Consider the following 14,665-nt stretch of genomic DNA (forward strand, 5'->3'; position numbering starts at 1 on the left):
CGTTTACTGGCCGATAGCCTGGAGGCGATCGTAGGTTTCCTGGTCCCAGGTCGCCGCGTCACCGTTGTGAGCCGGCATCACCGCCTCGCGGAACGGTGCGGTGTCGACCTCGTTGACGGTGACGCCCTGCTCCTCGAACCAGGCCACCAGGTCCTGCTCCTGCTGCACGATGTCGGCGGTGATCTTCTCGCCGGCCTCTTCATAGACGTCGCGGAAGATCTGCCGATCCTCTTCGGACAGGCGATTCCACAGCGGACCGCCGGCAATCGTGATCAGGGAGTCGGTGATATGACCGGTCAGGTTGATGACGTCCTGCACCTCGTAGAAGGCCTTGGCCTTGATCGTGGGCAGCGGGTTTTCCTGGGCGTCGACGACACCCTGCTGCAGGGCCAGATAGACCTCGGCGAAGGCGATCGGCGTAGGATTGGCGTCGACCTGCTCGGGGAACATCATGTACATCGGCGCGTTGGGGACGCGGATCTTCAGGTCCTGCATGTCCTCCGGCGTATTGATCGGCTCGTTGGACGTGGTGTGGCGCTTGCCGTAGTAGTTCATCGCCAGCGGCACGTTGCCGGTAGCGTCCTCATAGCCCTGGGCGATCTCGGCGAACAGGTCGCTGTCGACGTAGGCCTGCCAGTGATCGAAGTCACGGAACATGTAGGGCGCACCGGCGATGCCGATGGGACCGTAGGAACGGCCGGCGAACTGATTGCCGGTAAAGATGAGGTCGACGGTGCCGAGGCTCAGCCCCTCGTTGATGTCGGCTTCCTTGCCCAGTGAAGAGGCTGGGTGCACCTCCACCGAGTAGCGGCCATCGGTGCGTTTCTCGATCTCTTCGCCGGCCCAGACGGCCCACTCGTGGTAAGGCTCCGAGGTCTCGTAGACGTGGGCGAAGGTCAGCGTTTCCGCCTGGGCGGCCGCCGACAGGCTGACGCCGACCATGGCGGCGATCAGGCTACGACGAATGAAGCGGGCGGGCGGCTGGCAGTGATTGGGGCGCATCTTGTTGTTCTCCCGGGCTCTTGTGGCGTGTGGAGTGTGCAAGGTGGATGCACGCAATCGAATCGACAGGCTCCATGCCTGGGCGACTGTATACGTGTCATACCACCGAGACTGAATCTAGTTGTCCCCACTGGCCCATGCAAGGAAGTGACGACGAGACTTTGGTCGATGCTCCACCAACGTCGGCCATGAAGAGGCACCAGTGCAAGGGAGCTTTGCAGGCGTGTGCGGAAGATCATGGCGCCTACCCACAGGACCTGGGACTTATCCTGCATCGCCCTGACATCACCGGCCTGAGCCTGGTCCCGCAGACGCTCGCCCTGGACGCCAGCAGCCTGCCGTCAGACTCGCTGGCCGGCGAAACGAGGCGACCTCACCTATGCTCCAGTAAGCCACGACGCGATCCCCAGAGGATCCCTTCGACGAGCCCGGAGACACGCCGTGACCGACAATGCCTATCTTGCCCCTCGACTCACCCTGCGCGTGGGCGTGACCGGGCACCGCCCCAAGGACCTGGCGGAGGCCGACCATGATGCGCTGGGCAAGGCGGCTCAGGACATACTCGAACGCCTCGCCACCGAGACGCGCCGGCTGGGAGCACAGGCCGAACCCGGCCTCTATGCCGATGAGCCTGCCTGCATGCGACTGGCCAGCGCCATCGCCGAGGGAGCCGACCGGCTGGTCGCCGAGGCGGCGGCCTCACGTGGCTACGAGATCAACCTGATCCTGCCCTTTCGACGTCGGCAATACGCCGACGACTTCAATGGCGACGCCCTGGCCGACTACTGGCGCTGGTTCGAGCATCCGGCGGTGACCAGCTGTACCGAACTCGACCTCGGCGAGCCCGGCGATCAGCGGGAAGCCGGTTACGAGGCGGCCGGCCATCTGGTGCTGGCGCATTCCGACGTATTACTGGCGGTATGGGACGGCAAGCCCTCCCGAGGGCGTGGAGGTACCGCCGAGATCATCGACGAGGCACGCCTGCGTGGCCTGATCACACTGTGGCTCGACCTGCAGGGCCAGTTGCACCTGTGGGTCCCCCGAGAGCACGTCGTCGAGCCCCTGGAAGACGGCGACTGGAAAGCCCTGACGCCAGGTGACATCAGCCAGCTACTGAACGACCGACTCGAACAGCTGCTGTTGCTGGGCCGCGGCCCCGACGACGCCAGCTGCCCGCTCAAGGGCCTTGGCGACTTTGCCCGCCAGACCCTACGGCCGCGCACCCGTCACTGTGTTCATGAGTGGCTGCGTGCCCTGCTGGTACGCGACATACCCTTCGCCGCATCGGTCGACCTGGGGCTTGAACGTGAACGCAGCGGAGCCTGGAAGGAAACACTCAGAGCCGCACACCATCTTGGCGGTGATAGCTACGAGGCGACCCTGGACCAGCGCCTGCGACAACGCTGGATCGCCGCAGACAATCGCGCCATCGACTACGCTCACCGCTTTCGCAGCGCCTACACCACCAACTTCCTGCTGGCAGCGCTCGCCGTGCTGGTGGGTCTGCTGGCGGTGCTGGCGTGGGACAGCAAGGGCGTCAAGGCGCTGCTGGTCAGCATGGAGCTTGCGATCATCGCCAGCATCCTGCTCATCACCTGGCTCGGGCGTCGTGGGCAGTGGCAGAGCCGCTGGCTGGCCTACCGAAGCCTGGCCGAGGCGATCCGCCCGGCACGGCTATCGCTGCTGATCGGTACCTCACCCGTCGGCGCCGCCGAGCCGCCGGTGGACAACGGTCGCTTCGACTGGATTCCCTGGTACGTGCGCTGCTCACTGCGGGAAATCGGCCCACCCGACGCCGTCGTCTCCGGTGATAGCCTCAGGCGGGCCCTGGACGTGGCCCTGCACGAAGAGATCGACGGCCAGATCGGCTATCACCAAAAAACCGCCGAGCGCCTGGAGACTCAGGACGATCGCCTCGAGTACCTGGCGAAGGGGGCGCTCTGGCTGACGCTGGCCAGTGGCGTCCTGTATCTGGTGTGCTATCTGGTCTACCTCAACGGTCCGGCACTTCCGGCGGAGCTCTACAAGCCCGTAGCCACCCTGCTCGGCGGCTTTCTGCCGGTGCTGGGCGCGGCCATCTTCGGCATCCGCGCCACCGGCGATCTACGTGCCGCCGCTCAGCAGTCCCGGCGCATGAGTCAACGCCTGAAGCGCCTGGGCAGCAAGCTGACCTCTCGCCTGAACACACCGGAGCGCCCCGTGGTCCGTCGTCTGCTCGGTCAGCTGCAGCTGACGATGGCCGACGACCTCAAGGTCTGGAGCATGATTTACAGCGAGCGGGAACTGGTACCCGGATTCTAGGGCTTGTCTGAAAAGTGCCTGCACTCGGTAATACGGCGTTAAAAATCGGCTGGTGCGCCAGCCCGGTCAAAATGCTCATTTACACCCCGTAAACTGCGCTTTCTCACCGATTTTTGCCTTGTCTAACCTTCGCTCGTCGACTTTTCGGACAGCGCCTAGGCACGAGTTCTAGCCCTCGCTTCCAGCACCTTGAGGCTTTTCAGTGGCGGGCACCCACTTTGCGGCGCTCCGCCACTCCTGAACCGTCAATTCAATGAACGGTCGGCACTACCTTCAGCGGAAAGTTGCAAGCGACCGGCAGTTTCTCGATCAATGGGTCGTCATTGATCATCTCGATGTTTCCGCGAAAAAATACTTTCATATCAGCAGCGAACAGCGCGTTTCCGTAAAAGATCAGAGTGGACAGCAAAAAACTGCTGGTCGCCTCATCGGATCGATGGAGACGGGGAGGCCGGTAGAGCGCATCTGGAGTCGGACCTTCCCCTCGCCCTTCCTTGGTGGCTGACCAGAAGTCCGCTGGTACCAGGGGATCGTCTTTGCGCTCTAGCACATAGAAGGGCCCGGCATCGCCTCGAACAAAGAAGCAGAAGAATGACAGATAGTCCACCACATTTGCCTCGTCAAGACGCAGGCTGGCCTCGGCATTGGCTTGATGAATCGGTGCCGAATCTCCGTTCAGCCTGAGCCTCGCACCACCCGCATGCTCCAGAAAGCAGACTCTTGTCTGGTCTTTCCAGTCGTCACAGACAAGGCTTAGCAGAAACATGTCATCATAAAATGGTAACTGCCTTCGCCAACAGGTAATTTGTGAGTCACGCCAAGGCAAAAGATCGATAGGCGCCTCCTTCTCCAGGATACTGTCAACGATATCTGAGCCAACCTTCTTCCATGAGTCCTCATTACAGAACAATAGCGACATTATTATGTTCCTCTAGACCTTGGATATTTCATCATGGATTCGATAACATCAATGCAGCTCTCTGGCGCGAGGTCTGTCAACCTCCTCCCATACTCATCAACGAGGTCATCGACCTCGATTTCACTCAGTTTCTCAAGTTCCACTCGCAGCGCCTCGACGTTACCTCGCCTTGCCAGATCGGCCAATTCCTCGAACAGGGATTTAGCCTCATGCAATTCATCATTCTGCTCCGCGGGAAGGTCGACAGGATCAGGAGCGCGTTCAAATTCGTGCTGCAATGTCTCAGGCGCAAGATCACCCGGCGTCAACCCCCATTCGTCGGTCGGTGCCTCCTTGTCGCAAGCCTCCACCAGTTGTTGATAGGCAATGAGGTCTCCATACATGGCAGCGGTATGCAGCAACGTACGTTTGGTATTTTTTTGCTTATAGAGAGGGCGCGCGCCCATTTCCAACAGCACCGATAAATAGCGTGATGTTTGACCGGTGCGGATAGTGGCTATGACCGCCTGATTCAATAGATGGCTAAACCCGCCTTTACCAGGATGTTCTTTCGCTTTCCATTTATCAACGATCAGATCGAATATACAGGATGATCTCGCGTAGATCGCCGCGACAAGGCCATTGGACCTTACGCCATACCTTTCCCAAGGGTCAAATTTAGACAGCTTCATAAGTCTAACGGCAATATCACCCATTCCATGTTGAATCAGCAATTCCAATGAAAGTTGTTTATTCTCTCCCGAAGCTCCATCCGTGACCTCTCCTCCTGCCAGAAGAGATTCGACCCCCCTTCGATCACCCGTCGTGATCATATGGTTGAATACCGAACTACCGTCTGGCAATGCCCCTACTATCTTCGTCATAAGATACCGCCGAACGAGCGGAAGGAACTTTGCTCTTTCCAAGACATGGATGCCATCTTCTGTTCTTATGCTAAAATCTATATCTGGGCATGAATCCAACAAAGCCTTTACAGTACGCAATGCCGCTTGTCGTGAGGCTCTGGTTTCGGGTTCCTTGTTTACTTCCTGACCTGACGCTACTCTTTTCTCCGTGTAAAATTCTCGATTCGCACCTGCCAAGGCATAATGCAATGCGGTCCAATCCTTCTCTTGAATGTTGACCGCATTACTGTTCTGTCGATTGACATCACAGGCCGGAGCGAGCAAGGCAACCACCGCCGCATGACGATTTTCGGCGGCAAGCATCAAAGGCGTTTTCCCCGCTTTATTCTTGGCCTCGAACTGGCCGCTAAAGCTCGGGAATCTCTTTATTCTTTCAACAACTTTAATAGATCCATGTGCCGCTGCCATATGAAGCACGGTATCATCAAAGTTTGAAATAGCATTAATGGGCAAACAGTGACAAAAAATCTCGAAAGTGTCAGTCTTGTCTGTCATGGCTGCGTAATGCAACGGTGTAAAACCCTTGCGATCACGAAGCTTTTCAGGATCGAATCCCTGAATGCTCATGAGTCGTTTACAGATTCTTGATGCCCCCCTCAGAGCGGCAATATGAAGCATCGTCGTACCATCCGGCCCTGAAAGACTGTCCCACCCCGCATTTTCATAATTGGGTAAAAGTAACTCAAAGATATCCAGGTTTTTTTGCCATATGGGGGCCGCTATTGTCGGCCATCCATTCACGTCAGTATTTAATGGATGGTGATCATGTCTTAGCAACATCCTGACAGTGCTGCTACTCGTCCAGGCGGCGGCATCCAGTGCCTTTCGCCCTTTCCACGATCGGCATTCTATACATTCTGGACACCTTCGTATAAATTCTTCCAGGGTGTCGTCCATTCCGTACATTGCTGCGATATGTGCGTAAGTTGCAAAGACCTTCCCGCCCCTTTCGACCGGCGTCTTTGGCGCATCACTTCTGGACAGAAGCGATTGGCAGTAGTTCTTCAATGCACGATCTTCTTCCGTCATATCATCATCTAAGATAAACGGCCAGTATCGTATATAACCGTATAGAACAACAGCGGCTTCATGAATGGATTCACGATCTTGCGGATTTTTTTTATCTCCTCGGGTTTCCCGCCAGGTCAGTGAATCCCTACGAAACCGCCTGTCCAGTTCAAGTTCGTCTGCATAGCTTTTCAGCCATTCGTTTGCCAGCGGCCATTGCCGGATAACTGACTGATGAATGAAGCGTTTCAGACCGTTGCTTTCATTGACGACGAGTCTGACATCTGCGAGCGCCTTGATCCTGTCGCGAAAATCCCTGCTACCTCCGTCGCCCACGGCGCGCAGCGTTATTGATTCTTCGACGGAGTTCGATAGGCCGACAAGTGGTTTGAACAGGAAATTCAGGTCAGCGAGTCGCTGAACCTTCTCATCTTCTACCAACTCGGCGTTAAAAGACTTGGCTTCACCGGGCAATGCCTGCTCAACCAACAGCCCAACTTCATTGTCAAGGTCCAGGTAATCCTTTACTTCCTCATAGCTAATAAAGTGGTCCGCACCGTGAAATCGGCTCCACAATGACGGAGACGCTCCGCCTTCATTTTCGGTGTTTTTTTGCTCGACCAACCCGGCTCCGACCAACGACTGCGCCCTTTCATAAAGTTGCTCAAGCAGCAGCGATAGCAAAGGAAGTGGTGACGATAGATGGCCATGCTTCTGATTGTAGTTTCCAAACGAATCAATCAGGCTCCGTGTTATTTTTCCATCCAACTGAATATCTGGAAGAAACGGGCTCTCTATGACTTCCGTCAGGAATTCGTCACCGCTTGATAAACGGATAGTCGCTCCGGGCTTCAAAAATACCGTCGGAATTGATATTAAACTGGGTGAATGACTAATGTTCGCTTCAGAATCAAGATAGTCTACTTTCAATTTCTCGATGGTGTAGAGGCAACAGACCACTCCGCGCTTCGTTGCCTCTTCGATAAAAGCCAGAAAAGGACCCCAAAAATCAGCATAAGGCCGCCTTTCCGCATTTGCCAGATCATCGACAATTTCTTCAAACTGATCCAGCCCAACGACCAGAGGTTTTCCGCCAAAATTATGTTTAATCGCCTCTTCGATAATATTCGTCACTACCGTTGGTGCTCTAGGCCCCACAAGGCGTCCCTCAAGTCTCGCTTCCGCAAGCTGTCCTCCAAATAACGGGTATCTGATTGTGACCTGGTCCAGGAATTTCTCAAGCACGTTGGCATCGGGGCGACCCGTACTATCATGAAGATCGCCTGGGCGTACCGCTACGACAGGAAAAGGGTTCCTCCTGTCCTTTCCGTTGCCTGCCAGTTCCGCCAGTAGCCCTCGACGGAGAAAAGAAGACTTGCCGCAACCACTTTCTCCTACAATGCGAACCGAATAGGCTCTACCATCGTCTAAAAAACATCTAATCTTTAATGCCTCATCGACGGCCCTATGGCTTCTACCCGGCAGTGGACAAGGATCATCCATATCATAGTAGTCCAGTCCTCGATAGGGATTTTCAAATGATGCTGACTCGGGGGTCAATCGCTTGACGAACTTGCTGATTTCCCCACCAGCCTCATCAAAGCTTTGAAAACAATGTAGAGGAAGACTTCTTTCAGAAAATGCCTTGATAAAATTGATCAAAGCACCAGTCTGAACCATATAAACATCTTTTGTCCACTTAATCTGCTTTTCATGATCATCTGTTTTATCGAGTATTTCCTTACTTTCTTCGCTGTACCAACTTCTACCATTAAGGCACACTCCTTCATCTTTGTCGCAGGATACAGGAGAATCACTAAAATAACAGACAAATAGTCGGCTTATTTCTTCATTTGGCTTGTCTTTAAAACTCTGCCAAGCGTCGAGAACCTCAAAGACAGGACCTGTGAGCGGATACCACCCTTGATCTACGAGATCTTGTTGCTCTTTGGGTTCGGAAGGCCAATCACCCGGCATTTTGAGTCGGTAGCGATATACATTATTGGTCTCTGTCCATAACGTAAAATCAGGCATGGGCTGGCACTGGAAATTCGATAACGGTTCACCAATCCTTTCGCCAAGCAGACAGATAACGCCTATACATCGCGGATCGGAGGGACGTAGAATATTTTCCTGATAGGTCTTTAGTTGATCAATCCCCTGTTCCTCGATCCAGGTTCGCCATTCCATAGCTTCGATAAAATTATGCCGCGCCGCCCGCTGCAGTTTCGCACTGGACGTGTCGCGCACCCTTTCCATATAGTCTTTCATATCTCGGGAATAAGAAATGAAAAGCTGATCGTTATCCGCCCGAGAACGTCCTGCCTCTCTCGGCATGATGTTTTTAATTGGCATACCTCCTCCTTCCCGATTTTTTGCCATCTTATATCTGTCGCCATACACTTCAGAACAAAATACATTCTAGAATGCGACTGTTGTAACAAATCTTCCTGTTGGAAATTTTGTATTTCCTCTCTTTCTTGTCGACACCACCCATCAATCATGGCTCGCTAAACACACACGAGCCTCCATGTCGACAAACGCAGTAAATTTAGCGATTCGATATATCCAAAATTTTTTACCTCTCTCGACCGCTCATTACTTATTCAAGCAACCTCATCTTGAGAAGATTGCTTTCGTGCAAAAGACCACCATGTAAAATCGATTGTGGGCTTTTCCATTGAGCCTTCCCGGGCAAATCGCTAGAGAGCGATTCCAGCCTGGCCCAGCGGTCGTCATCTGCTACCACCACCATGTCGCAATACTGAAGTAGCCAGGCATCCGCCAATTGGTACTGTTGGTACAACGGGCACCTTTGCTCCTCCTTGTCACGGCGATGACCCAACCGTTCAAGATTGCCAAAGCGCAGTGGCATTTCCAGATGACGCGTCGCCCTGGCCGCCATGGCGCAATACTCTTCCACCGACTCCAGGCGCTGCTTGTCATCCTCGGCGAAGTCCTGGTACAGAATGTCGAAGGGCAGCGGCAGCACCAGCATCAGATCAGCGTCCAAAGCGTCGATCAGATAGCCGGTCAACTCACGCTCTGGTCCCTCGGTGAGTGCACTATGGATCTCGTAACGGATCGGCATACCAGCGGCAATCGAGGCGGCTCGATCCAACAACGGCTTGAGATCGACAACTGATGTCTTCCCCGACTGCTTGCGTCGCTGACGGCGTTCTTCCCGATCAAGGGTCGCCTTGCCGAGTCGCTCGCACCACTGGCGTCTGACGTCACTGTCCTGGGTCAGACGATCCCGGGGGTGACGAAAACCTCCCGTCACACCGATTCGGATACAGCGACATACCGTCTGCTGGTGACCTGTGGCTTCGGCCAGCAGCATCGGCAGTTGGACGATGCCCTTGCGATCGTAACCCCGGGTCTGATCCGACAAGTCGTCCCAGGAGACCAGGTTGTCGTGGACACGGGCCGGATCGACGCGCGGGCTCCCGCCTCGCCAGCCATTCAGATAGTGAAAGAGGTTCCAGCGATCATGCTCGACTCGCGACAGTCGCTCCCAGGGCGTCAAGGCCGTCTCCGTCGCATCCTGGTGGTCCACCGGCTGTGGGCGCCTCGAAAGCAGCAAGCGCTGCCAGGGGCTGCCCAGTATCAGGTGGGCGGGTCGCGATGGCCCACGCTCGATTTCTACAGCACCGCTCGCTCGACCAATGGCTACCCACCAATCGCCACCTTCTTCCACCAGCAGCGCCAGCGCCGTCAGCCGCGCCCCCTGCTCCAGCACGATGCACTGTTGTCCACCATCGGGAGTCTCCACCTGCAGCTCTCCCTCGCGTGGCGACGATAGCCGGCCACCCTTGTCCACCACGCCAAGGCCAAAGCAGGCTGATACCCAGGATTCCGCAAGTCGATCGAGACGAAGATCTGTCCCTGCCTCGACTCGTTGCTCACCGTCCGACTTCCAGTCCTCGCACGGTTTGAGCGAGGAGTTTGCCTGGTGCTTTTGCCCGTGGGGCAGATCCCACTGCATGACATTGCTCGGCAAGGCCTTGCCCTCGCTACCGAAGGCCACCAGCAGGCGACGATGCTCAGGCTCAAACGCCAGGCCCCAGACCGGCTCCGAGCTGATCCGGGCGTCCTTTTCGGCCCTCTCGATCATGCTCTTTGCCTCGCTCCGCCCTTGTTGCCTGTGACCATCGTCGTCAGGTGTCAGTACCACCGAAGGCTCTGAGGCGACGCAGTGGAGTGCCCGCAGCTTGACCGGTACGTGGTCGGCCTGGGCTCGACTGGAGCGTTTGAAGAATATCTTAAGCTCCTCCCACCCCACCTTGGTCTGCTTTTTCCAGACATTGCCTGGCGCTGCTGCCATCGGGCTGTAGCTCTGTTCATGGAAGGTTCGAGCCAGATTGTCGCGGCGCTCATTGACCAGCGCTTCCCACTTCATGACCTCGTCGAGCATGCCAAAGGGCGTCAGGCCATCGGGTATCTCGTAGCGCCTGGCGTCGCCCTGACGAGTCCCTGCCTGACACCGAGTCATGACATCAAACAACCTGGCGAGTCCTTGACGCCTCTTGAGCCTGACAAAGACGGGGGCGTTCCATGGGCGGATCTCTGCGTTGACGCAAAGCGGCTCACGGGATAGCAATTCGCCCCTTAGTGCCAGGGCAAGCCGTGCCGACAGGCTGTCATCATCGATGCACACAAAGTGCTGTGTCGGAGGAGTCCCGGCGAAACGCGCGCATTCGGTGAGGCCTGCCCTCGGTACCCGACACGCATCCTCCAGAGGGTAGCGTCGAAACTCCACCCAGGAGGCAAGCTCCTCGCGCGCCGGCAGTTCGGCCAGTGAATCCGGCCAGGCGTCTCCTGGTTCTCGCGTAAAACGGCTGATGCACAGCGAGGCACCGCCATGCCGCATCGCGGCAGACAGCTGCAAGAGGTGAATGATCAACGCCTCGGCCATGGGATTGTCGCCGTACAGGGCGATGTGGATTCGATCGGCGTCGGCGACCCGAGCGTAGATGTCCGGTCCGTGCTTCGCCAACACCTGACGCGCGCTGGATTCGAACAGATTGAAGAAACGCAGGCTGACGCTCTGTTGCAGCGACAGCCGACTGGCATCTTCAGCCCGACGCGCCAGGGCAATATCGTCCACGTGCACCATCAGTATGGTGCGGCTGTCATTGGGATCGTTCGACGATGGCCGTTGTGTGAAGCACCCATTGCGAATGGCAATGGCCAGCTCGATATTGCGGGTATCATCGGGCAGGGTCAGCAGAATGGTTCGAGCACGCCCCATGCAGGCGCGCTGGTGAATCTTGCTATCAAAGACGTCGCGCACCAACACCAGATAGCCGCGATCGAGGCACCAGTCGATACCGGGATTCGAGGCATCCTGCTCGATCACCACCAGCCCGCTGCGGTGTCGCAAGCGCTGCAACAAGGGCAATGCCTGTCCCTGGCGGTGGTAGGATTCGACAAACTGCATTCCTAGCTCACCCAGACCACAGACAACGACGCGCCCCTTGCCATGGACGATTCTGGCGGTAGCCTCCAACAGGACCCCGTGGCAATTGCGAAACAGCGCCAACACCAGCGACAGCGTGGCCAACAGGCCGAGCAGTCGAACCCCATGTATTAGCCTGTCTGGCGGACCCTCACCGTGAGCACGCGCCAACAGAGTGCTCGTCCAATCCGCTTGGCCGGCGAACAGCTGCAAGGTGCGATAGACGTTGGTCAACCCCGGGCCGTCATCCACGTGAGTCGCGAGATAACTGCCGAGTATCAGCACCATTGCCGCAGCAAACTGCGGAACACGACCAAGCCAGCGCCTGCGATATTGCAGCACCAGCACCAACAACAGCAGCACCAGCAACAGAGCGCTCAGCGTGCCCCAGGTCTCCAGCACCTGATACAGGTTCTCCCCGCCACCGAAGCCGGCGGGCTCGCGCTCGCTCAGGCACTGTTTCGATTCAGGGTCACACGCCATCGTCGATGGCCTCCCGCCTCACCTCTCCTATCTATAAGAAGATAGCGGCTGACTTGCTCCGCCTTGGCACGGAATTCATGATCACGAAGAACCAGTTTTTTGACGCTCTGTTTGGCGCCGAAGCCGTTGCCAAGACGACAGCGCCTATCTAGGGTGAAGACAGCCCCCCGGCCCCTGCTGCACCACCGGGGCTTCTGAAGCGGTAGCCCCAATACAGGCGGAGGCCTGCATGGACCGAGATCGCTGGGAGACATTTCTCGAGAAGCACCTCACGCCTGCAGACCAGGCCTTTCCCAGCGTGCCGCCCGTCCCGGGGGACTGGAAGACGCTGTCCCCCGAGGACAGTCTGCCGCTGTTGCTGGACCTGACCCAGGCCCAGCTCGCCGACGATATCCGGCCCACCTGCGAGTGCTTTACCGCCCTGGCGATCCGCGCCATGCCACTGTTGTGCTATCGCCGCCATCTGCTCTGCGACGTCCTGCTGGAGACCGAAGAAGGCCCCGGCCTGTTCGCCTTCATCTATGGCCAGAGCGGTGTCTGGCCGCTGGACCTGACCAGCAAGGCGCTGTTTCGACTGAACAGTGTCTATGGCGATCCTGCCACTTCCCCAGCCGCGGCGCTGGAATACCTGCACCTGTTCACCGGGTTCATCATCGGAGGTGCCGAGAGCGGCCGTTTTCGTGTGCTGGAATCCGCCGACTATTTTCCCTGGGTCGATGCCGATCCGCCGCCTCAGGCACTCGATGCGGTCCGTCAGGCGCTGGCCAAGGTGAGCTATCCCCCCCGTGTGGTTTGCGCCAACGACGAAGCCGACGCGCCAGCCCCCATGACCTTGCACAGCGGGGATCTGGCTGAACAGCGCTCTCTCAACAGCGACGTCGACAGTCCGGTCGTCGCCTGGCATATCCAGGTACCGGTGGTCTACGGGCGCTCGCTGTGGGACTGCGACTTCACGGTGCTGCGCGACGGCGAGGTCCACATGGAGGAGGACCGCACCCTGCTCGACGATCTGCCGCTGCGACTGGAACGCTTTATCGGCGCGGTGCGCCTGCCCTGAACCTGTTTGCCCGCGCTGAGCCCCCTTGCCTGCCAACGAGGACCCCACACCATGACCCTGGTACCGGATGATTCGCCTCTGCCCCCTCGTCGCCTGCCGTCATCGGTGGAGGGGGACGGTCTGCTGGTGGGCTGGTCGCTGGAGCAGGGTCAGCCTCATCAGCCGTTCGGTTTCCGCATCGGGGCGCCAAGCACCAACGCGAACCAGGAGCAGCTCGATCCGATCCTGTTCGAGGGCAGCGGCCATCTGATGACCATTGCCCCCACCGGCTCGGGCAAGGGAACCGGCTGCATCATCCCCACCCTGCTGCGTTATCCGGGGCCGGTGATCGTGGTCGACCCCAAGGGCGAGAACGCGGCGGTGACCGCCCGTCGCCGCCGCCAGATGGGCCACAGGGTCATCGTGCTCGACCCCATGGGCATCACCGACCTGCCGGCGGATCGGCTGGACCCCACCGACATCGTCATCCCCAATTCACGCACCGAGCTCGATGACATCGCCATGCTGTCGGAGCTGATGATGGAGTCACACGGCTTCGACGGCCGTGACCGCTTCTGGCTGCAGCGCGCCCAGCAGGTGCTCAATGGTCTGCTGCTCTACCTGATCCGCAGCCAGCCGGAACAGCGCAAGGGGCTGCTCGGCAAGCTACGCAAGATGGTCAGCCAGGATACCGAAGAGCTGGCCAAGCTGGCCGAGCGCATGCGCCAGATGCAGGATCCGGACCTGGAAGCCACCGCCGCCAGTCTGACTCTGCCGGCCGAGACCACCCTGGCCGGCTACATGGCCTTCGCCCAGAACAGTCTCGGCTTCCTGCGCGGTGAAGCGGTACTGGAGGCTACCCAGGACTCCACCTTTTCGCTGGACGACGTCACCCGCGGGGAACTGTTATCGATCTACCTGGTGATTCCCCCCGAGAAGCTCGAATCCCACGGCCGCCTGCTGAGACTGTGGATCGGCGTACTGATCGCGGCGGTGGTGCGCCGACGCCGGGCGCCAGCGCTGCGCACCCTGTTCCTGCTCGACGAAGCGCCCCAGCTCGGCCCTCTGCCGCAGCTGCGACAGGCCATCACCCTGCTGCGCGGCTACGGCCTGCAGACCTGGAGCTTCTGGCAGGACATGAGCCAGCTGCGACAGCTGTATCCCCAGGACTGGCAGACCATGCTCAACAACTGTCGGGTGGTGCAGTCCTTTGGCGTACCCAACATGAACGCGGCGATGGACCTGGCGACCCTGACCGGCTTCCCGCGCCCGGAGGAGCTGCTCGACCTGGATTTCGACGAGATGCTTTTGCTGATCGCCGGCGACGAGGCACGCCTGGCCAGGCGACCGGAATACCGCAGCGACCCGCTGTTTCGTGGCCAGTTCGACCGCAACCCCTTGCACGACAGCAGCCGAGAGATCATGCCCCAGGCGCTGCGTCCGCAACGTCGTCTGCGCAGAGTCAGTCCGGCACGGCCAAAGCCTACGACACCACCGGTGGTCGATCCTGCCTTCCTGGATCGACTGCTGGCGCAGTGGGCCTGACGCCC

General features: G+C 58.2%; 7 protein-coding genes. 3 read left to right on the forward strand and 4 right to left on the reverse strand.

The genetic code is table 11. The features are described 5' to 3' along the window. Nucleotides 1–3 precede the first annotated feature (3 nt). Nucleotides 4–1,002: a sialic acid TRAP transporter substrate-binding protein SiaP gene (locus tag NFG57_RS10970; RefSeq protein WP_045995038.1), complete on the reverse strand. Its 999-nt coding sequence runs from the start codon at nt 1,000–1,002 to the stop codon at nt 4–6. A 441-nt stretch (nt 1,003–1,443) separates the two neighbouring features. On the opposite strand from NFG57_RS10970, the gene NFG57_RS10975 reads away from it, so the two are divergent. Beyond that, nucleotides 1,444–3,303: a DUF4231 domain-containing protein gene (locus NFG57_RS10975; RefSeq protein WP_222516435.1), complete on the forward strand. Its 1,860-nt coding sequence runs from the start codon at nt 1,444–1,446 to the stop codon at nt 3,301–3,303. A 250-nt stretch (nt 3,304–3,553) separates the two neighbouring features. On the opposite strand, the gene NFG57_RS10980 is transcribed toward NFG57_RS10975, so the two are convergent. The 3 genes from NFG57_RS10980 to NFG57_RS10990 form a co-directional block, all read right to left on the reverse strand. Then, complete coding sequence (locus NFG57_RS10980; RefSeq protein ID WP_348814305.1) at nt 3,554–4,222, reverse strand: hypothetical protein; 669 nt, start codon at nt 4,220–4,222, stop codon at nt 3,554–3,556. 2 nt (nt 4,223–4,224) lie between these two features. Then, complete coding sequence (locus NFG57_RS10985; protein ID WP_348814306.1) at nt 4,225–8,490, reverse strand: ankyrin repeat domain-containing protein; 4,266 nt, start codon at nt 8,488–8,490, stop codon at nt 4,225–4,227. Nucleotides 8,491–8,737: 247 nt separating this feature from the next. Continuing rightward, nucleotides 8,738–12,079, reverse strand: coding sequence for an NAD-binding protein (locus NFG57_RS10990; RefSeq protein ID WP_348814307.1), 3,342 nt, complete (start codon nt 12,077–12,079; stop codon nt 8,738–8,740). Nucleotides 12,080–12,308: 229 nt separating this feature from the next. On the opposite strand from NFG57_RS10990, the gene NFG57_RS10995 reads away from it, so the two are divergent. Both NFG57_RS10995 and NFG57_RS11000 read left to right on the forward strand, forming a co-directional pair. Beyond that, entirely contained in the window at nt 12,309–13,136 is an 828-nt protein-coding gene (locus NFG57_RS10995; protein WP_222516436.1) for a hypothetical protein, read from the forward strand. A gap of 51 nt (nt 13,137–13,187) precedes the next feature. Continuing rightward, a complete protein-coding gene (locus NFG57_RS11000) occupies nt 13,188–14,660 on the forward strand; it encodes a type IV secretory system conjugative DNA transfer family protein (protein WP_348814308.1) in 1,473 nt (490 codons plus the stop codon). The last annotated feature ends 5 nt before the right edge of the window (nt 14,661–14,665 follow it).

The sequence above is a fragment of the Halomonas sp. H10-59 genome (genome assembly GCF_040070555.1).
GTDB lineage: Bacteria > Pseudomonadota > Gammaproteobacteria > Pseudomonadales > Halomonadaceae > Halomonas > Halomonas litopenaei.